Raw genomic sequence first — 24,820 nt, 5'->3', positions numbered from 1 at the left:
CGTGGGCGGGCCGTTACCGAACCGTGCCCGCACAACCGACATACGTGACGTACCCCCGGAGGGACTCGAACCCTCACCGTTGGCGATTTTAAGTCGCCTGCCTCTGCCAGTTGGGCCACGGGGGCGCAGGCCCCAGTATGCCGTCGGCTCGGCCCGGTCTCGCGCGCGGGAACCTTTCGCCGGGGTGCGTTCGCTTACCCTTGGGGACAGTCGCCACGCCCATTCGCGGGTCGTGGCACCCAGTGCTTCGAGGAGCGCACTCACATGGCAGGTGGAAACCCGGTCTTCGACCGGCTCAACAAGCAGATCGAGAAGGAGCGCTACGCCGGTTTCGGTGCGCCCCAAGGCAGTCCGCAGCAGCCGACGCAGCAGGGCACGCAGGCCGCAACGACCGGCTACGCGACCCAGGACGCGATGACCGCGCAGCAGCTGAACGAGCTCTACTCGCAGCCTCCGGCCGGTCCGGTCGACACCGGCCGCGTCACGGTTGACGACGTCGTCGTCAAGAGCCTCACGCTGTTCGTCGTCACGGTCGCCGTCGCCGCCGTCTCGTGGTTCTGGACGAAGGCCAACTCCGACATGACGCTGCCGTTCTGGCTCGGTGGCATGTTCGGCACGCTGATCCTCGGCTTCGCCATCGCCTTCATGAAGAAGGTCTCGGTGCCGCTGCTCATGGTCTACGCCGTGCTGCAGGGCGCCTTCCTCGGCGCCTTCAGCCAGTACGTCGCGTCGATCCCGAGGTATGCCGGCGTCGTGCAGATGGCGGTCCTCGCCACGCTCTGCGTCTTCGTCGCGATGTACGTCGGCTACGCGACGGGCTTCGTCAAGGTCAACGACAAGACCCGGCGGATGTTCTTCTTCGCGATCGTCGGCTACGGCCTCTTCTCGCTGCTCCAGGTCGTCCTGCTCATGACCGGCGTCATCAGCGGCTGGGGCTTCGGCGGCAGTGGCAGCCTCGGCCTCATCCTGTCGGTCCTCGGCGTCGGCCTCGCTTCGTACTCCCTGGCCATCGACTTCGACACGATCGACAACGCCGTCCGGGTGGGTGCGCCGAAGAAGTACTCCTGGTTGCTCGCCCACGGGCTCATCGTCTCGATCGTCTGGCTCTACATCGAGTTCGTCCGTCTCTTCGCGCGCCTGCGCGACTGACAGCCCGATGACACCTTCGCGCGCGGGTTCGCCGACCCCGCAGGAGGTGTCCGACGAGCTCCGGCGCGTGGTCGAGCGGTGGCACCAGCTGTCGCTCGACCACGCGCTTTCGCGTATGCCGTCCGTCCGGGCCGTCGTCCAGTCGCTCGCCGACCGCGTGGCGCGGGCCCGGGGAGTCGCGCCGCAACCGGTGCCCGACCTCGGGCCCGCCGCGGTCACGGACCAGCTGGCGGTGATGGTGCACGACCTGTTCGTGACCGAGCCGGACGCCGACCCCGCGGTGGTCGCGAACGCCCTGGCCGGCATACGCAGGCTTCTCTGAGCCGACCGGGGGCAGCGCCACACGGCGCGACGTGGCGGCTTCTCGCGGTCGCAGCGCGCCCTGGGCCGCAACAACCCGCCAGTCGGCGAGGTGTCGTGCCGCCGGCCTGCACGCCGAAGGGCCCCTCCCGGACGGGAAGGGCCCTTCGGTGTGAGTGGTGCAGGTCGGCTGACGGCGTCAGCTGAGGCGCTCGAAGATGACGGCCATGCCCTGGCCGCCGCCGACGCACATCGTCTCGAGGCCGAACTGGCCGTCCCGCTCGCGCAGGGCGTTGATGAGCGTGCCGGTGATGCGGGCGCCCGTGGCGCCGAACGGGTGGCCGATGGCGATGGCGCCGCCGTTGACGTTGAGCTTGTCGTAGTCCATCCCGATCTGGTCGGCCGAACCGATGACCTGGGCGGCGAACGCCTCGTTGATCTCGTAGAGGTCGATGTCGCCGATCGAGAGCCCGGCGCGCTTGAGCGCGAGGTTCGTCGCATCCACCGGCCCGAGGCCCATGATCTCGGGGGAGAGGCCGGTCGCCGCGGTCGAGACGACCCGGGCGAGGGGCGTGAGGCCGAGCTCCTTGGCCTTGGTGTCGCTCATGATGACGAGCGCAGCGGCGCCGTCGTTGAGCGGGCAGCAGTTGCCAGCCGTCACGGTGCCCTGCTGGCGGAAGACCGGGTTCAGGCCCTGCACGGCCTCGAGCGTCACTCCGGCGCGCGGCCCGTCGTCCTTGGTGACGACGGTGCCGTCGGGCGTCGTGACCGGTGTGATCTCCCAGTCGAAGAAGCCGCGGCCGATGGCGGCCTCAGCGCGGTTCTGCGACGTGACGCCCCACTCGTCCTGGCGCTCGCGGGAGATGCCGTATGCCGTCGCGACGTTCTCGGCCGTCTGCCCCATCGCGATGTAGATGTCGGGGAGCAGGCCGTCCTCGCGGGGGTCGGTCCACGTCTCGTTGGTCTCGGCGATGCGCTTCGTGCGGGCCTGGGCCTCGGCGAAGCGGCCGTTCTGCTGGTCCTCCTTGGCGCCGCCGGCACCGGCCCAGTCGGTGTACTGCGAGACGCACTCGACGCCGGCCGAGACGAAGATGTCGCCCTCGCCGGCCTTGATCGCGTGGAAGGCCATCCGCGTCGTCTGGGCCGAGGAGGCGCAGAAGCGGTTGATCGTGGCGGCAGGGGTCGCGTCGAGGTCGAGCAGCGTGGCGACGACCTTGGCCATGTTGGAGCCGTGGCGGCCGGAGGGCTCGGCGCAGCCGAGGTAGAGGTCCTCGACGAGGCGCTTGTCGAGCGCGGGCACCTTGTCGAGGGCGGCCTGGATGACGCTCGCGGCAAGGTCGTCGGGACGGACCTCCTTGAGCGAGCCCTTGAAGGCCCGGCCGAACGGCGAGCGGGCGGTCGAGACGATGACGGCTTCGGTCACGGGAGATCTCCTGGTGCAGCATCGACGGCCCGCGCGGCGGTGCGACGGGCGACTAAGCGCTTGCTCAGTCCCCACGATGGTAGGACGTCCTCGCACCGGTTGGACAGGGCGCCGGCCATGACGTGCGTCTCGCCGCGGCTGCCGGGCCGCGGGTGGGTCCCACCGACCGGGTACGACCCCGGAGTTCGCCCACGCGACCGTTAGGGTGGACCGTCGGCGCTGCCGCGCCGAGCCTGGTCTGGGCACTCACCCCGGGCCATCCGACCAATCAGGGGGGCTCGTCCACCATGAAGACCATCACGACTCGCGTCCTCGCCGTGTCCGGCGCGATCGCGATTAGCCTCGGCACTGCCGCGTGCTCGAAGTCCGAGACGCCCGCCGCCACCGGCGGCTCGGGCAGCACCAGCGTGTCGACGCCGGCCGCGAGCTCGTCCACCACCGCCAGCGCCCCCGTGGCGTCCGAGATCCTCGCCAAGGCCAAGGCGAACGCGCTGGCCGCGAAGTCGGGTGCGTTCGTCGGTCAGGTCGACCAGAGCGGCAAGACGATCAAGATCGACTTCAAGGGCACGAGCGACGGCAAGACGGCTGACATCGCCATCGAGATGGAGGGCGATGGCAAGGCTCGCGTCATCTCCGTCGGCGACGGTGTCTACATCCAGGGCGACGAGACGTTCTGGAAGAAGCAGGGTGCGCCGGCGTCCGTCCAGAAGGCCGGTGACAAGTTCATCCAGGCCCCGGCGTCCGCGGGGTCGATGACCCAGAGCCTCAGCCTCAAGAGCTTCCTCGAGAAGGCCTTCGGCGCGGTCACCCCGGATCAGCTGGCCAAGGAGGTCGCGAGCGAGAACGTTGGCGGCGTGGACTGCTGGGTCCTCACCGACAAGAAGGGCAAGGGGGAGGGTGCGCTCTACGTCTCGAAGGACAAGTCCGAGGTCGTGCGCTTCACCGGCTCGTCGTCCAGCCCGGGCCAGCTCGACTTCTCCAAATGGAACGCCGATCTCGGCATCAAGGCGCCGGAGGCGGCCCAGATCATGAAGATCGGCTGACCTCCAGCACGGCGCGTCGGGGCCGTCCGCACGAGCGGGGCGGCCCCTTCGTCGTGTGCTCCCTGGGGAGGGCGGTGTCAGTGCAGGACGGCGTCCTCGGTGTGGTCGTCGGGAGGCCGGACGGCGGTCTCCGGCAGCCCGGGTGATGCAACGGTCGGGCGCATGCGGTGCAGCAGGACCGCCCAGCGTCCGTGCGCACCGCGGGACTGACCGCCGACCTCGGCGCGAGCGACCTCGGTGCCGGGCCGGGTGACGGCCCGCGTCGCCGCGACCGCGAGCGGCCCGACGCTCTCGCCGCGACGCACGTTCGGCTGGGTCGGCGTGCTGCGCTCGCCGAAGAGGTCGAGGGCGGCGCTCACGGTCGGCAGCAGCGCCGCGGCGACCCGGGCGTAGCCGGCGGGGCTCGGGTGGAAGCGGTCCTGGCTGAACATGACGTGCGGCTCGGCCGAGAACGCCTCGCTCAACAGGTCGCCGACCGACACCGCCCGCCCGCCGGCTTCCACGACGGCGACCGTCTGTGCGGCTGCGAGGTCGCGGGACCAGCGCCGGGCGAGCAGCCGCAGCGGCTGCGGCACGGGTTCGATGGCCCCGAGGTCGGGGCAGGTGCCGACGACGACCTCGGCGCCGGCCTCGCGGAGGCTGCGCACGGCCATCTCGAGGTGGCGCACGGCGACGGACCTGTCGATGCGGTGGGTCACGTCGTTGGCGCCGATCAGGATGACGGCCACGTCGGGCTCGGGGACGGCTGCGAGCGCACGCTCGACCTGCTCGTCGAGGCCGGGGGACTCGGCGCCGATGACCGCGACGTTGGTCAGCTCGACCGGGCGGCGGCTCAAGGCGGCGATCTCCGTCGCGATCGTCGCGCCGATGGTCTGGTGTGGGTGGTCCGCCCCCATCCCGACGCCGGTGGAGTCGCCGAGCACGACGAACCGCAGGGCGACGCCGGACCCGGAGCCGTAGGTGCCGCTGTCGGACGGGGCGCCCTCGAAGGGCTGGCCCACGATCCTGCGGGCCATCATCGCCTCGACCCGCAGGATCCCGTAGCCGAGGGCGCCGAGGGCGCCGAGGCCCGCGACGCCCACTCCGCCGCCGTAGGCCGCAGCCTGCGCGATCTTGCGCGCGCGCCGTGCACGCCCCATCCCGAAGCCCCCCTCCTGCGCCGTGCTCCACCAGGTCCACCACGGTAACGCCCGGACTCGACGGTCCGTGCCCGGTTTGCGGGCAGCGGCCGGGACTCCGCGTGGGCCGCGTGTCTCGACCGGCGGGACAGCCCTCCTAGGATGGGCGGGTGAAGTATGCAGAGAACGTCGCCGACCTCGTCGGCAACACGCCCCTTGTCAAGCTCGGCTCCGTCGTCGCGGACGCGGGGGTGAGGTGCACGGTGCTGGCGAAGGTCGAGTACTTCAACCCCGGCGGTTCGGTCAAGGACCGCATCGCCCTGCGCATGGTCGAGGCGGCGGAGCGCGACGGCCTGCTGGGACCCGGTGGCACCATCGTCGAGCCCACGAGCGGCAACACCGGCGTGGGCCTGGCCCTCGTGGCCCAGCGCCGCGGCTACCACTGCGTGTTCGTCTGCCCCGACAAGGTGAGCCAGGACAAGCGCGACGTGCTCAAGGCGTACGGCGCCGAGGTCGTCGTGTGCCCGACCGCCGTCGAGCCGGAGCACCCGGACTCCTACTACTCGGTCTCCGACCGCCTCGTGCGAGAGATCGACGGTGCGTGGAAGCCGAACCAGTACTACAACCCCGAGGGTCCCAACAGCCACTACCTGACGACCGGGCCCGAGATCTGGCGCGACACCGACGGCCGGGTCACGCACTTCGTCGCGGGCGCCGGTACCGGTGGCACCATCAGTGGCACCGGCAAGTACCTCAAGGAGGTCAGCGACGGCGCCGTGCGCATCATCGCCGCCGACCCCGAGGGCTCCGTCTACTCCGGTGGCACGGGTCGCCCGTACCTCGTCGAAGGTGTCGGTGAGGACTTCTGGCCCGGCGCCTACGACCCGTCGGTCGTCGACGAGGTCATCGCCGTCAGCGACGCGGACTCCTTCGAGATGACCCGGCGCCTCGCCCGCGAGGAGGGCCTGCTCGTCGGTGGCTCCTGCGGCATGGCCGTCGTGGCCGCGCTGCGCGCCGCGAAGGACCTGCCCGAGGACGCCGTCATGGTCGTCCTGCTGCCCGACTCCGGCCGCGGCTACATGAGCAAGATCTTCAACGACGAGTGGATGCACTCCTACGGCTTCCTCAACGACCACACCGAGGCGACCGTCGGCTCTGTCCTGCACGGCAAGTCGGGCGACATGCCGGCCCTCGTGCACACGCACCCCAACGAGACGATCCGTGACGCCGTGCAGATCCTGCGCGAGTACGGCGTCTCGCAGATGCCCGTCGTCAAGGCCGAGCCGCCCGTCATGTCGGGTGAGGTGGCCGGGTCCGTGAGCGAGCGGGCACTGCTCGAGGCGCTCTTCGCCGGCCACGCGCACCTTGCCGACTCCGTCGAGAAGCACATGGAGAAGGGCCTGCCGCTCGTGGGCGCCGGTTCACCCGTGTCGGCAGCGCGCAAGGAGCTCGAGGACTCCGACGCGATCCTCGTCGTCGAGGACGGCAAGCCCATCGGTGTGCTCACGCGCGCCGACCTGCTCGGTTTCCTCGCCGACTGACTCGTTTCAGGCTTCGCCTGAGACGCCGTATGCCGCTGGGTTCGCTTCCACGAGAAGCGAACCCAGCGGCATACGTGCGAGACGTGCTGCAGCTCAGGCCTGCTGCTTGGCCTTCGCCTCGGCCTTCTTGGCCTGCTTGAACTCCCGGACCTTGAGCAACGAGTCCGCGTCGACGACATCCGCCACCGAGCGGTAGCCGTCGAGGGCATAGTCGCCCGCTGCCGCCTCCCAGCCCTCGGGGCGGATGCCCAGCTGCTTGGCCAGCAGCGCCACGAAGATCTGCGCCTTCTGCTTGCCGAAGCCCGGCAGCTCCTGCACGCGCCGGAGCAGCTCCTTGCCCGTGGTGGCCTCGGTCCAGAGCCGCGTCACGTCGCCGTCGTAGCGGCTCTCGACGAGGGCGGCGAGCTCCTGCAGGCGCGCCGCCATCGAGCCCGGGAACCGGTGGATCGCCGGGGGTGTGCTGGCCATCGCCTTGAACTCGTCGGGGTCGGCCGCCGCGATCGCCGCGGGATCGAGCGTGCCGAAGCGGCTCAGCACCTTGTAGCCGCCGCGGAAGGCGTGCTCCATGCCGTACTGCTGGTCGAGCATCATCCCGACGACGACGGCGAACGGGTGCTCGTCGAGGACCTGGTCAGCGGCCGGCTCGTTGGCGATCTGGAAGCCCATGCAGGCATGCTCTCACGCGGTCCGGGCCGGACTCGTCGCATCGGGCGGCACTGCCCACGTCAGGGCGTGGCGTCGACCCAGGACGGCTGGCCCGGTGCGATCCGACCGGCACCGGAGGTCAGGGTCGCGACCGTGCGCGCCACCTCCGCGACGGCGTCGGGCGCTGCCGTGACGGACAGGCGCATGCCCTGCGGCAGGTAGTCGACGTTGCCCACCTCGACGTGGGCCAGCCCTCTCAGGGCGTGCTCGACCCGCGGACCGGACGTGTGGTCGACGTCGACGACGACACCTTCTCGCAGCTCGCGAGCCAGCATCGTCGCCTCGTGGAGTGCCTGCGACACGGCGTCGCCGTAGGCCCGGATGAGGCCGCCGGTGCCGAGCAGGGTTCCGCCGAACCATCGCGTCACGACGGCCACGACGTCGGTGAGACCACTGCCCCGCAGGACGTCGAGCATCGGCGCGCCCGCGGTCCCCGAGGGCTCTCCGTCGTCGTTGCTGCGCTGGGTCGCGCCGTCCGGCCCGAGCACGAAGGCCGTGCAGTGGTGCCGGGCGTCGCGGGTGCCCGACCTCACCTGCTCGACGAACGCGCGCGCCGCCTCCTCCGACGACGCCGGCGCCACGTCGCAGAGGAACCGCGACCGCTTCACCTCGAGCTCGGCGGTGGCGGGCGATGCGAGGGTCAGGTATCGGCGTGGCGGGCTCAGCGGCATACCTTCCCTCGCGGGGCGGGCGGGACCTTTCGAGTATGCCGGGAGTCCGGGGAGCGCTCCCCATTGCACCGACCGTGCCCGTCAGGTGAGGATTGGTCCGGTTTGCAGGGGTAGAGGGGAGATCTGTGTTCTCGAAGGGTGCTGACGTCGACGCGCTGCGCGACTCGGCTGGTCGCATGACGTCGTTCGGCCGTGAGGTCGACGGGGTCCGCGCGCACGGTCAGCGGGCGGTGTCCACCATGGCACGGGCCTGGCAGGGGCCGGACCTGCAGCACCTCGTCGAACGCTGGCGTCGGGTCGAGCATGACCTGCACCGCATCAGCACCGAGTTCGACCAGCTGTCGCGACGCCTCCATGACAACGCCGACCGCCAGCACCGCTCGAGCGGCTCGTCGGCGGTCGGCAGCGGGTCGCACCGCGCGGGCGAAGGGTCGGCGACGCTGCCGGCTCTGCAGGGGCACGGGGGACGTCAGGTCGGGCCCGGGGTCGAGTCGGCGGCAGGCCTCGTCGGGTGGGGGCCGGACCGTGGTCGTCCGGTCGTCAACCCGGGTGTGCCGCACGCAGCCCACGCGGTCGGCTGGGGCCACTGGATCGGGCGGGCGCCCGTCGGGGCAGCCGCGTTCGAGCCGATGGCCTTCGGCCCGGTCGTGCCGGCCGGAGTCGCGGCGGCAGCCGCTCAGGACCTCGGCCTGCCGATCCGCTGACCCTCACCGTGCCGCAGCCTGGCTCGTCAGCCGAGGTAGCGCTCGACGACGACGTCGACGAGCTCAGCCGGCGCGGGTTCGTGCGGGAGCAGGAGCGGGGGAGTCACGACGTCGGCGCCGGACCTCGCGGCGAGGTCGGCGAAGAAGCCCGGTGCGAGCAGATAGGTCGCGACGACGACTCGACGTCCCGGAAGACGCTGCGCCGCAACAGCCTCCGCGAGCTTGGGCTCGACGGCGGAGAGGTAGCCCGTGACGACGGGACGCCGGATGAGGCGGCCGAGCGCTGCCGCCACCTGCTCGCAGTCGCGCACGGCCGAGGCCTGCGAGGACCCGGCAGCGCCGAGGACCACGACGTCGTCGTCGCGCACGCCGGCGGCCTCGAGGCGACGCAGGAGCAGGCCCGCGAGGCGGTCGTCCGGGCCGAGAGCCGGCGCGACCGTGGTGCCCGGGACGGCAGCCGCGGCCCCGGTGAGGTCGACGTAGACGTGGTAGCCGGCCGAGAGGAGCAGCGGCACGAGCCGGGCGGGTGCGGCGGCCTCGAGCGAGGACAGCACGGCTCCGGGTCCTGGTGGCTGCACGTCGACGAAGGCTGCTCGGACGGTGAGGTCCGGACGCCGCGCCGCCACGGCGGCGACGAGGCTTCCGATCGCCGACCGGCCGGCCGCCGAGGACGTGCCGTGGGCCACCGCCACGAGCACGGGTGCTGGGCTGGTCATGGCCTCACTCTGTCAGGCCGGACCCGCGGGGTGTCGGGCTGTCCGAGGCCGCGGCGGAGGGCGCCCACGCGAGCGCACGACACGCATACGCCCGGGTGAGCAGGTCGTTACCAAGGCATCGCGGGACGGAAACGCGGACGAAACACGCCCTTCCTAACGTTGGACCCGACGTGGAACGCGAGCTGCGACGGAGGCCGGTGTGCTGATCGAGACCGACCTCACGGGGCTGCCCGTGCTCGTCGTGGGTCCGCCGCGTCTGACGACCGAGACGGTGCGCCGCTACCAGCGGGCCGGCGCGGTCGTGTCGGTCGCAGCGTCGCCCGGTGACGTGACGACAGCAGCCTGCGAGATGGCCCGGTTGGCGGTCATCGTCGGACCGGCAGCCACCTGGTCCGGGACACGCGCAGCCCTCGCGGGGCGCTGCCCAGTCGTCACCGAGCCGGCGCGGGAGGCGCCGCGGGGCCGAGTCGTCCTCGTCGGGGCGGGTCCCGGGGGGATCGAGCTCATGACGCTGGCCGGGATGCGCGCCCTCGCTGACGCCGACGTCGTGCTGACCGACCGCCTCGCCGAGGTGGGCGACCTCGCCGCTCTCGCGCCCGGGGCCGCGATCGTCGATGTCGGCAAGCGTCCCGGGCACCACGCCGTGCCCCAGGGCGAGATCGAGCGCATCATGGTCGAGCACGCGCTGGCCGGGCTCACCGTCGTGCGGCTCAAGGGCGGGGACCCCTACGTCTTCGGCCGTGGTGGCGAGGAGGTCGCCGCGGCGGTCGAGGCAGGGCTGCCCGTCACGGTCGTCCCCGGGGTCTCGTCGGCGGTCGGCGTGCCGGGCTGCGCCGGGATCCCCTTGACGCACCGGGGTGTCAGCCACGCCTTCACGGTCGTCTCGGGGCACGTGCCGCTGGAGCCACGCCAGGCCACGGCGCTCGCGGATCTCGGCGGCACCGTCGTCTTCCTCATGGGGATGCACAACCTCGTGCCGCTGACGACGGCCCTGACGCGCGCCGGTCTCGCCCACGACACCCCGGCTGCGATCGTGGAGCGCGGCTTCACCCCGGACCAGCGCAGCATCGTCGGGACGCTCACCACGCTGCCTGACCTCGCGGCACGGGCCGGTGCATCCTCGCCGTCGGTCATCATCGTCGGTGAGGTGGTCCGGCAGTCGGCCGTCTGGGACCGCCGTGTCGGGGCGGCGTCGCCCTCCGGCCTCGCCGTGGATGTGACGTCGTGAGCGAGCCGACCACCCCGGCCGCCTCGGCGCCGCGACGCGGCCACCCGCATACGGCGTGGTCGGCGGACCTGACGGGACCCGATCCCGATGCCACGCGCCTCGAGTCGACGGGAGCTGTGCTCGAGGGCTTCCGGATCGCCGTGACGTCCGACCGTCGCTCCGCGGACCTCATCGACGCCTTCGTGCGCCGCGGGGCCGAGGTGCTCCACGCACCCGCCGTCCGCATCGCGCCCGTCGAGGAGGACGAGATCCTCATCGGCGACACGCGCGCGATCATCGAGTGTCGGCCCGACGTCGTCATCGTCACGACGGCCTACGGATTCCGGCGGTGGATCGAGGCCGCCGACGCTGCAGGGCTCGGCGAGGACCTGGCCCGCACGCTCGACCGCGCGCGCATCATCGTGCGTGGTCCCAAGGCGCGCGGGGCGGTCCGGGCGGCGGGTCACGACGACGACGGCATCGCCGACGACGAGCGCACGGCGTCGACGGTCGGGCTGGCCCTCGAGGGTGGTGTGGCCGGCCGCCGAGTCGCCGTCCAGCTGCACGGGCACGAAGATGTCGAGCAGCTCGAGCGGCTGCGCTCGGCCGGCGCCTCGGTGCTGACCGTCGCGCCCTACCGATGGGTTCGCCCGACCGACGAGAGCCGTCTGGGACGTCTCGTCGCCGCAGTGGCGGCCCGCGAGGTCGATGTCGTGACGTTCACGTCTGCCCCGGCCGTCGATGGACTCGTCTCTGCCGCAGCGCAGCTCGGCATGGACGGGGTGCTCGTCGATGCTCTGCGGTGCGGCGTCACGGCGGCTGCGGTCGGACCGGTGACGGCGGCTCCGCTCCTTGACCTGGGTGTGACGCCCATCGTCCCGGACCGCTTCCGGATGGGCGCCCTCGTCCGCACCGTCGTGGAGCACCTCACGAGCAACGGGGTCGAGGAGGTGCAGACCGCCCTGGGCCTGCTCGTCGTGCACGGCCGCGTCGTGAGCTTCGGCGGGGAGACGGTGACACTGGCGCGCGGTCCGCGGGCGATGCTTGCGGCGCTGATGTCCGAGCCGGGTGCCGTCCTGAGCCGGGAACGGCTGCTCGACGAGCTGCCAGACGCCGAGAACGAGCACGCCCTCGACATGGCTGTCAGCCGGTTGCGCTCGGCGCTGCCCGACCGGCACCTCGTGCAGACGGTCGTGCGCCGCGGCTACCGCCTCAACGTGTAGCCGCCACCTCGGCGTCGCCGACGATGGCCGGCGCGTGGTCGGCGATCCAGTCCATGAGGGGCACCATGCGCTCCGCCAGCTCGCCACCGCGTGCGGTGAGGGAGTACTCGACGTGCGGCGGGACGACCGGCCTGGCGTCGCGGTGGACGAGCCCGTCGGCCTCGAGCATGCGCAGCGTCTGGGCGAGCATCTTCTCGCTGACGCCTTCGGCGCGGCGGCGCAGCTCGCTCCACCGCAGCGGCTCGCCCTCGGCCAGGGCGAGGATGACGAGCGTGCCCCACTTGCTCGTCACGTGGTCGAGGACGACGCGGCTGGGACAGTCGGAGGAGAAGATGCCGTCGGGGAAGTGCCGGCGCAGGATGGGACTAACCGTCATGTCAGTACCTTACTTCAAAGTGGGTACTAACTTCTGGGAAGTATGCCGTGGGCGCCGTCGTTCTGCAGGGTGTCAGTCCCACCCGAAAGGAACGTCATGACTCTTCTCGTCACCGGTGCCAGTGGCCACCTCGGCCGTCTCGTCGTCGAGGCCCTCCTCGAGCGCGGCACGCCTGCGGCCCAGGTCGTCGCCATCGCCCGCACGCCCGAGTCGATCGCCGACCTCGCCGACCGTGGCGTCCAGGTGCGCCGTGCCGACTACGCCGACCCTGCGTCGCTCGACGCAGCCTTCGCCGGTGTCGACCGGCTCCTGCTCGTCTCCGGCAGCGAGGTCGGTCAGCGGATCGCCCAGCACGCCAACGTGATCGACGCGGCGAAGCGTGCCGACGTCAGCTTCGTCGCCTACACGAGCATCACGCGCGCCGACACCTCCGACCTGGCCCTCGCTGTCGAGCACCGCGCGACCGAGGAGCTGCTCGCCGCCTCGGGTCTGCCTCACGCCCTCCTGCGCAACTCGTGGTACCTCGAGAACTACATCGGCCAACTGCCCACGTTCCTCGAGCACGGCGCCGTCCTCGGTGCCGCCGGTGAGGGGCGCGTCAGTGCCGCGACGCGCGCCGACTATGCCGACGCCGCCGCCTTCGTCCTTGCGGGCGAGGACGGCCACGGTCACGAGGGCGCCGTCTACGAGCTCGGTGGCGACAACGCATTCACGCTCGGCGAGCTCGCTGCGACGGTGGGTCGCATCGCCGGTCGCGAGGTCGTCTACCGCGACCTGTCGGTCGCGGACCTTACGGCGGCGCTCGTCGCCGCGGGTCTGCCTGAGGGGTATGCCGGCGTGCTGGCCGACAGCGACCGTGGGATCGCCGACGGGGCGCTGTTCACCGACACCGGCGACCTGTCGCGCCTCATCGGACGTCCCGCGGCGGACCTCGAGGCCGCCCTCCGCGCCGCCCTGGTCACCACCGCCTGACCCGCCTGACCCACCTGACCCACCTGACTTCTACTTCCACCGTCGAGAGGCCACGTGTGGTCGCTCCGCTCCGGTCGAGAGGCCAATCCTTGCCGTCGGACAACGGCAGGGATTGGCCTTTCGACGTGCGTCACCGACCACACGTGGCCTTTCGACGTGCGTCACCCGACCACACGTGGCCTTTCGACGTGCGTCACCCGGCCATACGTGGCCTTTCGACGGTCAGGGGAGGGGGGCGCCGATCCTCACGATCCCGTGCTGGACGCGGACGGCATACGTCGGCAGGGAGATGTCGGGGTCGTCGAGGGCGGCGCCCGTGCGCAGCGAGAAGACCTGCTTGAGCAGCGGGGAGGCCACCGTCGGCTCGCCGGCGCGGTCGCCCGTGAGGCCGCGCGAGATGACGGCGGCGCCGGCGTAGGGGTCGAGGTTGTCGACGGCGTAGATCATCCCGGTGGTGAGCAGGAACAGCGCCGCCTGCGCGCCACGGGGCAGGAGGACGGCCACGCCGCGGCCGGGGACGAGTCGGCCCACCGGGCAGGCCGACACCCACTGCCGTGCACCGGGAGGTGGCAGGATGCCTGGACGGATGACCGTGCGTGAGGTGGTCGACGCCGTGCCGCCGGGACTCATGGTGAGCGCTGTCATGGTGGGTTCCTCTGCGGCTCAGACGTTCTCGCGGACGGTGGGCAGACCGAGCAGGACCGGCACCTTGCGGGGGCCGGACTCGTCGAAGGTGACCGTCGGGTCGGCCTCTTCGGGCGCGTTGACGAACGACACGAAGCGCGAGAGCTTCTCGGGATCGTCGAGCACCGCCTTCCACTCGTCCTCGTAGCCCTCGACGTGTCGGGCCATCGCCGCCTCGAGGTCGTCGGCGATCCCGAGGGAGTCGTCGCACACGACGGCCTTGAGGTGGTCGAGGCCGCCCTCGAGCGAGTCGAGCCACGGAGCCGTGCGCTGGAGCCGGTCGGCGGTGCGGACGTAGAACATGAGGAAGCGGTCGATGTAGCGCACGAGGGTTTCGTCGTCGAGGTCGCTCGCGAGCAGACGTGCGTGCGCGGGCGTCTGGCCGCCGTTGCCGCACACGTAGAGGTTCCAGCCCCTGTCGGTGGCGATGACGCCGACGTCCTTGCCGCGGGCCTCCGCGCACTCGCGCGCACAGCCCGAGACGCCGAACTTGATCTTGTGCGGCGAGCGGAGCCCGCGGTAGCGGTGCTCGAGGTCCACGGCCATGCCCACGGAGTCCTGCACGCCGTAGCGGCACCACGCCGACCCGACGCACGACTTCACGGTCCGCAGCGACTTGCCGTAGGCCTGCCCCGACTCCATGCCGACGTCGACGAGGCGCTGCCAGATGGCCGGGAGCTGCTCGACGCGCGCACCGAAGAGGTCGATGCGCTGGCCCCCGGTCACCTTGACGTAGAGCCCGAACTCCTGGGCGACCTGGCCGATCGTGATGAGCTGCTCGGCCGTGGCCTCCCCGCCCGGCATCCGCGGGACGACGGAGTACGTGCCGTTCTTCTGGATGTTCGCGAGGAAGTGGTCGTTGCTGTCCTGCAGCGCGGCCTGCTCGCCGTCAAGAATGTGCTCGCTGCTCGTCGACGCGAGGATCGAGGCGACCGTCGGCTTGCAGATCTCGCAGCCGGTGCCCGTGCCGTAGCGTGCGATGAGCCCGGAGAAGGTGCGTATGCCCGTGGCCGAGACGATCTCGAAGAGCTCGGCACGGCTCTGCTCGAAGTGCTCGCAGAGGGCCTTGGAGAGCTCGACACCTGAGTCGACAAGCAGTTTCTTGACCGTGGGCAGGCAACCGCCACAGGTGGTTCCGGCGTTCGTGCACCCCTTGATCGCGGCCAGGTCGCAGGCTCCCTCGGCGATCGCCCCGCAGATCGAGCCCTTCGTCACGTTGTTGCACGAGCAGATGACGGCATCCTCGGGCAGGGCGTCGGCGCCCAGCTCTGCGCCGGCGGGGGACACGAGCGCGCCTGGGTCGCCGGGCACCTCGCGGCCGACGTACGCCTTGAGCGTGGTGTACGCCGAGGCGTCACCCACGAGGATGCCGCCGAGGAGAGTCCGGGCGTCGTCGCTGACGACGACCTTGGCGTAGGTGCCCTTCGTGGCGTCGGTGTGCACGATCTCGAGGGCCCCCGGCGTGGCACCCATCGCGTCGCCGAAGGAGGCGACGTCGACGCCGAGCAGCTTGAGCTTGGTCGACAGGTCGGCGCCGGGGAAGGTCGCCTCCCCGCCGAGGAGCCGGTCGGCGACCACCTCGGCCATCGAGTACCCCGGCGCGACGAGCCCGTAGCAGCGCCCCTCGACCGCGGCGACCTCGCCCACGGCCCAGACGTTCTCGTCGCTGGTGCGGCAGGCGGTGTCGGTGATGACCCCGCCGCGCTCGCCGACGTCGAGACCGGCAGTGCGGGCGACGGCGTCGGACGGCCGCACGCCGGCGGAGAAGACGACGAGATCGGTGAGCAGGGCCGTGCCGTCGCAGAGCTCGACCGCGAGGCGGCCGTCGTCCTGCGCCGCGATGGACTGCGTGCCTGCGCCGGTGTGCACCTGGACGCCGAGGTTGCTGATGAGGCCCTCGAGGACCGCGCCGCCACCCTCGTCGACCTGGAGCGGCATGAGTCGGGGTGCGAACTCGACGACGTGCGGCGTCAGACCCAGCAGGCGCAGGGCGTTGGCGGCCTCGAGACCGAGCAGTCCGCCACCGACGACGAGCCCGTTGGCCTCGCGGCCCTCTGCATGTGCCCGCTGCTGAGCCTTCTCGGCTGCGCGACGGATGCCGTCGAGGTCATCAAGAGTGCGGTAGACGAAGCACCCCGTCGAGTCGTGCCCCGGCACCGGCGGCACGAACGGGTAGGAGCCCGTGGCAAGCACGAGCGAGTCGTACGCGACGACATCGCCGGCGCTCGTGGTGACGGTGCGCGCCTGCCGGTCGACGTGCTCGGCGCGGGTGCCCAGCCGCAGGTCCACGAGGCAGTCACCCGCATACGAGTTACCCGACAGAGCCAGGGCGCCCCGGTCCCATGCACCGACGTAGGACGACAGGCCCACTCGGTCGTATGCCGCGTCCGCCTCCTCGGAGAGGACGACGACCTTCCACGTGCTCTCCGTGTCCCGCGACCGGAGCGCCTCGACGAAGCGGTGGCCCACCATGCCGTGACCGACGACGACGACGGTGCGGGTGGCGGTGCCCGTTGCGTGCTCGGGGGTGGGGGACATCAGGCGGCTCCTTCGGTCAGGGCGGCGGGTGCCGACACCGGGTCGGGGGTCGTCGGGAGTGAGGGGTCGGTGGCCGGCTCGGACGAGCGCAGCCAGGAGCAGAGGCCGTCGACGGCGCCCTTGCACGAGCCGCAGCCGGTCGTGGCCCGCGTGGCCTCGGCGACACCAGCGACGGAGTCCGCACCGGCGCGGAAGGCGCCGACGATGGCCGACTTCGTCACCGTGTTGCAGCGACAGATGACGGCGGTGCCGGGCATCTCGGCCAGGCTCGCCGTCTCCGGGGCCCCGGAGCGGGTCACCGCGCGGCCGAGCATGAGCGCCAGACGATCCCGCGGGACGGCGGCGCCGGTGTCGTAGAGCTGGGTCAGCGCGCCGGCGGCGTCGCCGACGCCGAGCAGGATCGCGCCGACGAGCCGGTCCTGGCGCAGGACGAGCTTGGCGTAGCGGCCGCGGCTCGGGTCGGTGAAGGTGAGCACCTCGTGGCCCGGGTCGTGGACGTCGACGTCGACGGTCCCCATGCTCGCCAGGTCGATGTCGTGGGCCTTGAGCCGGGTCAACACGCTCGTGCCCTCATAGACGGCCTCGGGGTCGGTGCCGGTGAGCACGTCGGCGAGGACGCGCGCCTGGTCCCAGCCGGGCTGCACGAGTCCGGGCACCTCGTCGCGGTGCTGGGCGCACTCGCCGATGGCGTGGACGTGGGGGACCGAGGTGGCGAGCCGGTCGTCGACGACGACGGCCCGGTCGACCTCGAGGCCCATCGCCACGGCGAGGTCGGTGCGCGGGCGGACTCCAGCGGCGACGACCACGAGGTCTGCGGGCAGGGCCGAGCCATCGCCGAGGACGACGTGAGCCGGCTCGCCGTCGCAGCCTGCGTGACGAGCGGTGACGAAGTGGCCGAGGACGAGCCGCGCGCCGATGCCGCGGACGACGCGGGACAGGACGGCCCCGCCGTCGGCGTCGAGCTGGCGGTCCATCGGGTAGTCCTGCGGGTGCACGATGGTGACCTCGACACCGCGAGCGAGGAGTCCGCGGGCTGCCTCGAGACCGAGCAGGCCGCCGCCGAGAACGACTGCAGTGGAAGCGGACTCGGCCGCCTCGATCAGTCGGGCGCAGTCGTCGACGGTCCTGAAGGCGACGACCCCGTCGGCCAGCGCGGCCCCGGGACCGGGCGGGCCGGCATACAACCCCTCGGTGGGCGGGACGAAGCTCGTGCTGCCGGTGGCGAGGACGAGCTCGTCCCAGTCGACCACCCGCTCGACCCCGTCGGACGCGAGGGCCGCCGTGCGGGCCGTCACGTCGACGGACGTGACCCGGGCACCGAGGACGACGTTGATGTGCCGCGCGGCCCACCAGCCGTCGGGCTTCAAACGTGTGTCGCGCGCGGTGATGCCACCGGCGACGACGGTCGAGAGCAGCACGCGGTTGTAGGCGGCGTGCGGCTCCTCGCCGACGACGGTCACGGCGAAACGCGTCGCGTCGGGGTCGCGGTGGCGGATCTCCTCGGCGACGCGCGCCCCGGCCATGCCGTTGCCGACGACGAGGACGTGCCTACGGGTGGGGGTCATGCGACGGCCTCCAGTCGGACGGCGCACGCCTTGAACTCGGGCATGCGGCTGGTCGGGTCGAGGGCGGCGTGGGTGAGCGAGTTGGCCCGCGCGTCGCCACCCCAGTGGAACGGCAGGAAGACGACGTCGGGGCGCATGTCCTCGTCGACACGCACGGCCGCCCGGGTGCGTCCCCGGCGGCTGACGACGTCGGCGAGGTCGCCGTCCACCAGCCCGACGGACCCCGCGGTGTCGGGGTGCACCTGGACGAACATCTCGCCGGCCGCCGCCGACAGCTCGTCGACGAGGCGGGTCTGGGCGCCGGACTGGTAGTGCTGGAGCACGCGACCCGTCGTCGCGACGAGGGGGTATGCCGTGTCGTCGGCCTCCGCAGGTCCGGCGTGGTCGACGGCGACGAAGCGCGCGAGCCCGTCCGGCGTCGCGAAGCGGTCGAGGAAGAGTCGGGGCGTGCCCTGCGGGCGCTCGGTCGTGCACGGCCAGTGCAGGCTCTCGCCGGCGTCGAGTCGCTCCCACGTCACAGCGGAGTAGTCAGCCGGTCCGCCGGCGGACGCGCGTCGGAGCTCGTCGAAGACGGCCCGAGGGTCGGTGGGAAAGTCTGTGCTGCAATCGATCCGGGCGGCCAGCTCGCTCCACACGTCGAGCTCGCTGCGGCACCCGTCGGGCGCAGTGAGGGCCCGCCGCCGCCGCAGCACCCGACCTTCGAGGTTGGTCAGCGTGCCCTCCTCCTCGGCCCACTGGAGCACGGGGAGGACGACGTCCGCGATCGCCGCGGTCTCCGACAGGACGAAGTCCGAGACGACGAGCAGGTCCAGCGCACCGAGCTGCTCGGTGACGACGCATGCGTCCGGCGCCGACACGACGGGGTTCGAGCCGTGCACGAGAAGCACCCGCGGGCCGCCGTCCGTCCCGAGCGCGGAGAGCAGCTCGAAGGCGCTGCGGCCGGGCCCGGGCAGGTCGGCCGGGTCGATGCCCCACACGGCGGCGACGTGAGCCCGCGCCGCAGGGTCGTCGATCTTGCGATAGCCCGGTAGCTGGTCGGCCTTCTGGCCGTGCTCCCGGCCGCCCTGGCCGTTGCCCTGGCCGGTGATGGTGCCGAAGCCGGTGCCCGGGTTGCCGGGCAGCCCGAGCGCGAGGGCGAGCGCGATGAACGCGGTGACCGTGTCGGTGCCGCTGGCGTGCTGCTCGCTGCCGCGGGCGGAGAGGATGTAGGCGCCGCGCTCGGTGTCGCGGGCCCGCGCCAGTGCCGCGACGGCGGCGCGCATCGTCGTCACCGCGACCCCGGTGACCCGCTCGACCCGCTGGGGCAGCCACTGCGCAGCAACGGGCCAGAGGTCGTCGAAGCCGGTGGTCCGCTCCTCGATGAAGCGGCGGTCGGCATACCCCTCGGTGACGGCGAGGTGGAGCATCCCGAGCGCCAGGGCCGCATCGGTGCCGGGGCGCAGCTGCAGGTGCAGGCCGCCGCCGTCGATCGCCCTGGCGGCGGTCGGGGTCAGGCGCGGGTCGGCGACCATGAGCCCGCCGGCGTCGGCTGCCCGCACGAGGTGGGTGAGGAAGGGCGGCATGGTCTCGGCCGGGTTGGCGCCGAGGAGCAGCACCGCGTGCGCCGAGCCGATGTCGGTGACCGGGAAGGGGAGTCCGCGGTCGAGGCCGAAGCACCTGATGCCGGCTGCCGCGGCGGAGCTCATGCACCACCGGCCGTTGTAGTCGATCTGGCTCGTGCGCAGCGCGACGCGAGCGAACTTGCCCAGCTGGTAGGCCTTTTCGTTGGTCAGCCCGCCGCCGCCGAAGACCGCCACGGCGTCCCTGCCGTATGCCGTCTGCGTCCGGACGATGGCATCGGCCACGACGTCGAGGGCTTCGTCCCACGACGCCGGCACCAGCTCGCCGCCACGGCGGAGGAGGGGGGTGGTGAGACGCGAGGGCGTGCGGAGCAGCTCCGCGCTCGTCCACCCCTTCTGGCACAGGCCGCCCCGGTTCGTCGGGAAGCGCCGCGGGCTCACGGTGAGGTCGGCGGCAGACGTCCCCGTCAGGGTCAGCGCGCACTGGAGGCCGCAGTAGGCGCAGTGCGTCGCGACGCCCACCCCCTCGGAGGGCGCGTCCCCGCCCAGCGGGGGCGACGGCATCCCCAGGTTCGTCGTCATCGGCGGTAGCGCACCTTCGTCAGGGTGGCGGCGCCGACGTAGAAGAGGGTGAAGACGACGAACGCGGCCGTGGCCGAGTGGCTGGCGCCCTGGTACGACGCACGGAGCCCGAGGTTGATGAGGACGCCGCCGAGGGCGCCGATCGCGCCGGCGATGCCGATGAGCGCGCCGGCCATCGAGCGGGTCCAGGCCGTGCGCTCGATCGCGGGCCCGGGGACCGCGGCGGACTTCGCGTCGAAGAGGGCGGGGATCATCTTGTAGACCGAGCCGTTGCCGACGCCGGAGAGGACGAAGAGCAGGACGAAGCCGCCGATGAGGCCGCCGAGCTGGAGTCCGGTCGCAGCGCCGCGGGTCACGTCGTCGGAGCGCGCCGCGAGGGTCACGAGGACGCCCGCGACCGCCATGCCGACGAAGGTCCACAGCGTCACGAGGGCACCGCCACGGCGGTCGGCGAGCCGTCCACCCCAGACCCGGCTGACCGAGCCGAGGAGCGGGCCGACGAAGGCGATCTGGGCGGCGTGCAGGCTCGCGGTCGCGGCCTGCGCCGGCGTCGGCGCGGCGCCGCCGGTCAGCCCGGCGAGGAAGGTCTGGTTGAGCACCTGGCCGAAGGCGAAGCCGAAGCCGATGAACGAGCCGAACGTGCCGATGTAGAGCAGCGAGATGACCCACGAGTCGGCGTGCCGCAGCACCTCGAGCATCGCCTTGGGGTTGGCCGTCTGGTGGTCGAGGTTGTCCATGGAGACCGCGGCGCCGATGCTCGCGACGGCGAGCAGGACGAGGTAGACGGCACAGACGACCTCGGGCCGGCGGTTGCCGAGCGTCGCGATGACGAGCAGGCCGACGAGCTGGACGACGGGGACGCCGATGTTGCCGCCACCCGCGTTGAGCCCGAGCGCCCAGCCCTTCATCCGCTGCGGGTAGAAGGCGTTGATGTTCGTCATCGACGAGGCGAAGTTGCCGCCGCCGAGACCGGCGAGGCCGGCGACGAGCAGGAACGTCGTCAGGGAGTGGCCCGGGTTGACCATGAGCCACCAGGTCAGCACCGTCGGGACGAGCAGCGCGAAGCCGCTGACGATGGCCCAGTTGCGGCCCCCGAAGAAGGCCGTCGCCATCGTGTAGGGAACTCGCAGGACGGCCCCGACGAGGGTCGGGACGGCGACGAGGACGAACTTGTCGGCGGCGGTGAAGCCGTAGACGGCCTGCGGCATGAAGAGGACCATGACCGACCAGATCGACCAGATCGAGAAGCCGATGTGCTCGGTCGCGACCGACCAGACGAGGTTGCGGCGCGCGACGAGCTTGTTGCCCGCCTCCCACGCCGCGGTGTCCTCCGGGTCCCAGTCGCGGATGACCCGCCTCGTCGGTGCGGTGAGGGCGCGGAACCGGCTCGGGCGTTCGGGCGCGAGGGGGGCAGCAGCGGCGACGGTGCCGGTCGTGCTCGGGCCGGGTGTGCTTCCGGTGGTGGTGCTCACAGGGTCTCCTCCTTGGCTGCGTGGGCCGCTGCGAGAGCGTGACGCCCACGCTAGGAAGGAGGTGTTGCACGGCGTCCGACCTGCGGTGACACCTCGGTTACATCCCTCTCACGGCCCTCGGGAGCGGCCGTGAGGTCCCGCACGGTGGCCCGATCCCGGCGCCTCACCGCCGACCGGAGGCGGTGTGAGACGGCCCGCCGCGTAGGCTCCGGGTCATGACCTCGGCTCCCGACCAGGCTTCGCTCAGCACCCTGTCCGTCGGCACCGCAGGCCCGCGCATCGCCTTTCTGCACGGCCTCTTCGGCCAGGGACGCAACTGGAACCAGATCGCCAAGGCCGTCAGCGGCCCGGACGGCACGGACGCGCGCTGCCTGCTCGTCGACCTCCCCGACCACGGCCGGTCGCCGTGGTCCCAGGAGTTCTCGCTCGACGCGTACGCCGACGCCGTGGCCGGCACGCTGCGCGCCGCCGGTGAGGGGGAACGGTGGGCGGTCGTCGGTCACTCGCTCGGCGGCAAGGTCGCGATGGTGCTTGCCCTGCGCCACCCGGAGCTCGTCGACCGGCTCGTCGTCGTCGACATCGCTCCCAAGGACTACGGCTCCCTCGAGCGGTTCGAGGGCTACATCCGCGAGATGCAGAGTCTGCCCCTGGGTGAGGTGACGAGCCGCGGCGACGCAGAGGCCCGCTTCACCGAGCCGGACCCCGGCGTCAAGGCGTTCCTGCTGCAGAACCTGCGACGGGACGGCCAGTCGTGGCGCTGGCAGGTCAACCTCGACCTCATCGCCGGCGACGCGGCGCTCGGGGTGGACTCACGGATCGCGGACTGGCCGGATGCCGTGGACGAGCTCCCGGCATACGAAGGCCCGGTGCTGTGGGTCGCCGGCGGGGACTCGCGCTACGTCAAGCGCGAGGACGGCGACCGCATGCGCCGGCACTTCCCGCGGACGCGGCTCTTCACGATCAAGGGCGCCGGCCACTGGGTGCACACCGACGCCCCCGAGATCATCGTGACGGCCTTGCGCCGCTTCCTCGCCAGCTCCGCCTGAGCCGCCGGTTCGATGTATGGGCGCGGCCTCTGCGTCGCGCGAATACATCGAACCGCAGGGGAGCGGGGTGTCAGAGGAGGCGGCGGCCCATCGCCCAGGCGGTCAGCTCGTGCCGGCTGCTGAGCTGGAGCTTGCGCAGCACCGAGCTGACGTGCGTCTCGACGGTCTTGACGGAGATGAAGAGCTCCTTCGCAACCTCCTTGTACTGGTAGCCGCGGGCGATGAGGCGCATCACCTCGCGCTCCCGTGCCGAGAGCCGGTCGAGCTCCTCGTCGATCTCGGCGACCTCGCCGGCGGCCGCGCCGAACGCATCGAGGACGAAACCGGCGAGGCGCGGGCTGAAGACGGCGTCGCCGTCGGCCACCCGCCCGATCGCGGTGAGCAGCTCCTCGGCGTTGATCGTCTTGGTGACGTAGCCGCGGGCGCCGGCCCGGATGACGGCGATGACGTCCTCGGCGGCGTCGGACACCGAGAGGGCGAGGAAGCGCACCGGCACCGCGGCCCTCGACTGGACGCCGGCGCACGCCCGGATGACGTCGGCGCCGCCGTGCCCGTCGCCGCCGGGCAGGTGGACGTCGAGGAGCACGACGTCGGGCTGCTGCTCCTTGATGACCTGCACGGCCGACTCGACCGCACCGGCCTCGCCGGCGATCTCGAGCGTGAACGCGCCGGGTCGGGGCGTCGCCGCGAGGGAGGTCAGCTCGGCGCGCACGCCGGTGCGGAACATGTGGTGGTCGTCGACGATGACGATGCGGATGGTCCGCGGGTCGGTCATGGAGCCTGCTCCTGGGTCTGGGGGTCCGGCGTGCCGGCGGCCGTGGTGCTCTGGGTGGCGGAAGTGGGGGATGCGGCGGGCGGCGCTGCGGGCGAAGGCGGCTCGGTCTCGGTGTGCTGGCCCACAGGCAGGCGCAGCTCGACCTCCGTGCCGTCGGCGCGCCGCCGGATGCGGGCCGTGCCGCCGTGGCGCTCCATGCGCCCGATGATCGACTCACGCACGCCGGCGCGGTCGTCGGGGACCTTGTCGAGGTCGAAGCCCGCGCCGTGGTCGCGCACGAACGCCTCGACAGCGTCGGGGCCGACCTCGACGTAGGTGCTGACGGGCGGGCTCGCGTGGCGCACGGCGTTCCACGTCGCCTCGCGGACGGCCTTGACGAGCGCGTCGAGGTGCGCGTCCATCGGCCGGTCGCCGGTGACGACGAGCTGCACCGGCACTCCGTGGAGGTCCTCGACCTCGCCCATCGCGGCGGTGAGGGCGGCGCCGAGCGTGCCGGCGCGGGCGTCCTCGTCGTAGAGGTAGCTGCGCAGCTGTCGCTCCTGCGCGCGGGCGAGGCGCGCGACGGTCGCGGCGTCGCCCGACTGCCGTTGGATCAGCGCCAGGGTCTGCAGCACCGAGTCGTGCAGGTGGGCGGCGATGTCGGCGCGCTCGGTGGCGCGGATACGGGCGGCCTGCTCGAGGCGCAGGTTGCTCCAGAGGCGCAGGATCCATGGCGCCGACAGGACGACGACGCCGACGAGGGCGGCGAGCACGGCTCCGGCGACCTGCCACAGCTCGGTGAGGTTGGTGCCCTGCACGAGCAGGCCGACGAGCCCGAGGATGGTGAGGCCGAGACCGACGACGAGCCAGATCCAGCGGACCGGGCGACGCGCGCCGAGGGTGTCGGTGTCGTCGAGCTGGGACCAGAAGAAGATCGCCCCGATGACGATGGCGACGACGGGCAGGATCACCTCGGGGTGCACGTCGAGTCCGGCGCTGCCGAACCACAGGGCACCGGCGACGGCGATGGCCGCGACGCCGAGGAGGGTGAGCAGCACGGCCTGGTTGCCGCTGCGCAGCCAGGTGCGCAGGCCCGCAAGGTCGACGTGGTGCCGGGAGCCGGTCGTCGGCGTCGATGTTGCCGTGCCTGTCGTGCCTGTCGTGCCCGCCGTGCCTGCCGTGATCGCGGGGTCGACGTCGCCGACCTCGCGCATGGTCGCCCACAGGAAGACGTAGACCGCCAGGCCGGCGCCGAAGGGAATGGTCGTCAGCACGAGCGCGACGCGGACCGCGACGACCGGGATTCCCAGGTGGGCGGCCAGCCCCGCGGCGACCCCGGCGATGACCTTGCCCTGTCGCTGGCGCACGAGCGGTGGCCGCGGCGTCGTCCGCCACGAGGCTCCCGCGGGACGCGCGGGGCCGCTTCCGTTCTCGTATGCCGTCTGCACCGTCCCATCCTGACCCACCCCGGT

Annotated in this window: 22 protein-coding genes and 1 tRNA gene; 9 read left to right on the top strand and 14 right to left on the bottom strand. The window is 72.3% G+C overall.

The genetic code is table 11. The features are described 5' to 3' along the window. Nucleotides 1-50: 50 nt before the first annotated feature. A tRNA-Leu gene (locus AC1DIW_RS12065) sits at nucleotides 51-125 on the bottom strand. A gap of 139 nt (nucleotides 126-264) precedes the next feature. Here AC1DIW_RS12065 and AC1DIW_RS12060 point away from each other — a divergent pair. Next, the gene (locus AC1DIW_RS12060) at nucleotides 265-1,149 is read left to right on the top strand and encodes a Bax inhibitor-1/YccA family protein (protein WP_478108422.1); all 885 of its coding nucleotides are present in this window, start codon (nucleotides 265-267) and stop codon (nucleotides 1,147-1,149) included. 7 nt (nucleotides 1,150-1,156) lie between these two features. Beyond that, nucleotides 1,157-1,471 (top strand): hypothetical protein, encoded by a 315-nt coding sequence (locus AC1DIW_RS12055; RefSeq protein ID WP_478108420.1) that lies wholly within the window; start codon nucleotides 1,157-1,159, stop codon nucleotides 1,469-1,471. 177 nt (nucleotides 1,472-1,648) lie between these two features. Here AC1DIW_RS12055 and AC1DIW_RS12050 read toward each other — a convergent pair whose 3' ends face one another. Beyond that, a complete protein-coding gene (locus AC1DIW_RS12050) occupies nucleotides 1,649-2,872 on the bottom strand; it encodes an acetyl-CoA C-acetyltransferase (protein WP_442277734.1) in 1,224 nt (407 codons plus the stop codon). Between the two features lie 287 nt (nucleotides 2,873-3,159). Between AC1DIW_RS12050 and AC1DIW_RS12045 the strand changes: the two genes are divergently transcribed. Continuing rightward, on the top strand, nucleotides 3,160-3,915 hold the full coding sequence (locus tag AC1DIW_RS12045) for a hypothetical protein (protein WP_442277735.1): 756 nt from the start codon (nucleotides 3,160-3,162) through the stop codon (nucleotides 3,913-3,915). 77 nt (nucleotides 3,916-3,992) lie between these two features. On the opposite strand, the gene AC1DIW_RS12040 is transcribed toward AC1DIW_RS12045, so the two are convergent. Next, nucleotides 3,993-5,054, bottom strand: coding sequence for an SGNH/GDSL hydrolase family protein (locus AC1DIW_RS12040; protein ID WP_478108418.1), 1,062 nt, complete (start codon nucleotides 5,052-5,054; stop codon nucleotides 3,993-3,995). 149 nt (nucleotides 5,055-5,203) lie between these two features. Here AC1DIW_RS12040 and AC1DIW_RS12035 point away from each other — a divergent pair, with 149 nt between their 5' ends. Further along, complete coding sequence (locus AC1DIW_RS12035) at nucleotides 5,204-6,574, top strand: cystathionine beta-synthase (RefSeq protein ID WP_442277737.1); 1,371 nt, start codon at nucleotides 5,204-5,206, stop codon at nucleotides 6,572-6,574. A 93-nt stretch (nucleotides 6,575-6,667) separates the two neighbouring features. Here the strand turns inward: AC1DIW_RS12035 and AC1DIW_RS12030 are convergent, their stop codons facing one another. Both AC1DIW_RS12030 and AC1DIW_RS12025 read right to left on the bottom strand, forming a co-directional pair. Further along, the gene (locus AC1DIW_RS12030) at nucleotides 6,668-7,240 is read right to left on the bottom strand and encodes an HhH-GPD-type base excision DNA repair protein (RefSeq protein WP_478108416.1); all 573 of its coding nucleotides are present in this window, start codon (nucleotides 7,238-7,240) and stop codon (nucleotides 6,668-6,670) included. Between the two features lie 59 nt (nucleotides 7,241-7,299). Beyond that, complete coding sequence (locus AC1DIW_RS12025; protein WP_478108414.1) at nucleotides 7,300-7,950, bottom strand: IMPACT family protein; 651 nt, start codon at nucleotides 7,948-7,950, stop codon at nucleotides 7,300-7,302. Nucleotides 7,951-8,075: 125 nt separating this feature from the next. Here AC1DIW_RS12025 and AC1DIW_RS12020 point away from each other — a divergent pair, with 125 nt between their 5' ends. After that, nucleotides 8,076-8,654, top strand: a complete 579-nt coding sequence (locus AC1DIW_RS12020; protein WP_478108412.1) for a WXG100 family type VII secretion target — start codon at nucleotides 8,076-8,078, stop codon at nucleotides 8,652-8,654. 26 nt (nucleotides 8,655-8,680) lie between these two features. Here the strand turns inward: AC1DIW_RS12020 and AC1DIW_RS12015 are convergent, their stop codons facing one another. Further along, nucleotides 8,681-9,370 carry a sirohydrochlorin chelatase gene (locus AC1DIW_RS12015; protein WP_478108410.1) on the bottom strand — a complete coding sequence of 230 codons (690 nt, stop codon included), beginning with the start codon at nucleotides 9,368-9,370 and terminating at the stop codon, nucleotides 8,681-8,683. A gap of 199 nt (nucleotides 9,371-9,569) precedes the next feature. Between AC1DIW_RS12015 and cobA the strand changes: the two genes are divergently transcribed. Continuing rightward, nucleotides 9,570-10,598, top strand: a complete 1,029-nt coding sequence (cobA, locus tag AC1DIW_RS12010; RefSeq protein ID WP_478108408.1) for a uroporphyrinogen-III C-methyltransferase — start codon at nucleotides 9,570-9,572, stop codon at nucleotides 10,596-10,598. A gap of 68 nt (nucleotides 10,599-10,666) precedes the next feature. Next, nucleotides 10,667-11,800: a uroporphyrinogen-III synthase gene (locus AC1DIW_RS12005; RefSeq protein WP_478108846.1), complete on the top strand. Its 1,134-nt coding sequence runs from the start codon at nucleotides 10,667-10,669 to the stop codon at nucleotides 11,798-11,800. Here AC1DIW_RS12005 and AC1DIW_RS12000 read toward each other — a convergent pair. Beyond that, nucleotides 11,790-12,176 carry a winged helix-turn-helix transcriptional regulator gene (locus tag AC1DIW_RS12000; protein WP_478108407.1) on the bottom strand — a complete coding sequence of 129 codons (387 nt, stop codon included), beginning with the start codon at nucleotides 12,174-12,176 and terminating at the stop codon, nucleotides 11,790-11,792. The genes AC1DIW_RS12005 and AC1DIW_RS12000 overlap by 11 nt on opposite strands. Before the next feature lie 96 nt (nucleotides 12,177-12,272). On the opposite strand from AC1DIW_RS12000, the gene AC1DIW_RS11995 reads away from it, so the two are divergent. After that, the gene (locus AC1DIW_RS11995; protein WP_478108405.1) at nucleotides 12,273-13,148 is read left to right on the top strand and encodes an SDR family oxidoreductase; all 876 of its coding nucleotides are present in this window, start codon (nucleotides 12,273-12,275) and stop codon (nucleotides 13,146-13,148) included. Nucleotides 13,149-13,370: 222 nt separating this feature from the next. Here the strand turns inward: AC1DIW_RS11995 and nirD are convergent, their stop codons facing one another. Genes nirD through AC1DIW_RS11970 form a run of 5 tightly spaced genes read right to left on the bottom strand, consistent with a single transcriptional unit; the run spans nucleotide 13,371 to nucleotide 21,548 of the window. After that, nucleotides 13,371-13,793: a nitrite reductase small subunit NirD gene (gene nirD, locus AC1DIW_RS11990; protein WP_478108403.1), complete on the bottom strand. Its 423-nt coding sequence runs from the start codon at nucleotides 13,791-13,793 to the stop codon at nucleotides 13,371-13,373. Nucleotides 13,794-13,811: 18 nt separating this feature from the next. After that, complete coding sequence (gene nirB / locus AC1DIW_RS11985) at nucleotides 13,812-16,370, bottom strand: nitrite reductase large subunit NirB (protein WP_478108402.1); 2,559 nt, start codon at nucleotides 16,368-16,370, stop codon at nucleotides 13,812-13,814. Beyond that, on the bottom strand, nucleotides 16,370-17,935 hold the full coding sequence (locus AC1DIW_RS11980; protein WP_478108400.1) for an FAD-dependent oxidoreductase: 1,566 nt from the start codon (nucleotides 17,933-17,935) through the stop codon (nucleotides 16,370-16,372). Before AC1DIW_RS11980 ends, nirB begins: the two co-directional genes overlap by 1 nt. After that, the gene (locus AC1DIW_RS11975; RefSeq protein WP_478108844.1) at nucleotides 17,932-20,058 is read right to left on the bottom strand and encodes a molybdopterin oxidoreductase family protein; all 2,127 of its coding nucleotides are present in this window, start codon (nucleotides 20,056-20,058) and stop codon (nucleotides 17,932-17,934) included. The genes AC1DIW_RS11980 and AC1DIW_RS11975 overlap by 4 nt, the downstream gene beginning before the upstream one ends. Nucleotides 20,059-20,072: 14 nt before the next feature. Continuing rightward, nucleotides 20,073-21,548 (bottom strand): MFS transporter, encoded by a 1,476-nt coding sequence (locus tag AC1DIW_RS11970; RefSeq protein ID WP_478108399.1) that lies wholly within the window; start codon nucleotides 21,546-21,548, stop codon nucleotides 20,073-20,075. A gap of 215 nt (nucleotides 21,549-21,763) precedes the next feature. Between AC1DIW_RS11970 and AC1DIW_RS11965 the strand changes: the two genes are divergently transcribed. After that, entirely contained in the window at nucleotides 21,764-22,594 is an 831-nt protein-coding gene (locus tag AC1DIW_RS11965; protein ID WP_478108398.1) for an alpha/beta fold hydrolase, read from the top strand. 70 nt (nucleotides 22,595-22,664) lie between these two features. On the opposite strand, the gene AC1DIW_RS11960 is transcribed toward AC1DIW_RS11965, so the two are convergent. Both AC1DIW_RS11960 and AC1DIW_RS11955 read right to left on the bottom strand, forming a co-directional pair. After that, complete coding sequence (locus AC1DIW_RS11960; protein WP_442277751.1) at nucleotides 22,665-23,369, bottom strand: LuxR C-terminal-related transcriptional regulator; 705 nt, start codon at nucleotides 23,367-23,369, stop codon at nucleotides 22,665-22,667. Further along, nucleotides 23,366-24,796 carry an ATP-binding protein gene (locus AC1DIW_RS11955; RefSeq protein WP_478108396.1) on the bottom strand — a complete coding sequence of 477 codons (1,431 nt, stop codon included), beginning with the start codon at nucleotides 24,794-24,796 and terminating at the stop codon, nucleotides 23,366-23,368. The genes AC1DIW_RS11960 and AC1DIW_RS11955 overlap by 4 nt, the downstream gene beginning before the upstream one ends. Nucleotides 24,797-24,820: the final 24 nt, after the last annotated feature.

It is taken from the genome of Terrabacter sp. 01T434 (assembly GCF_056398545.1).
This window is presented reverse-complemented; position numbering and strand designations above follow the sequence as displayed.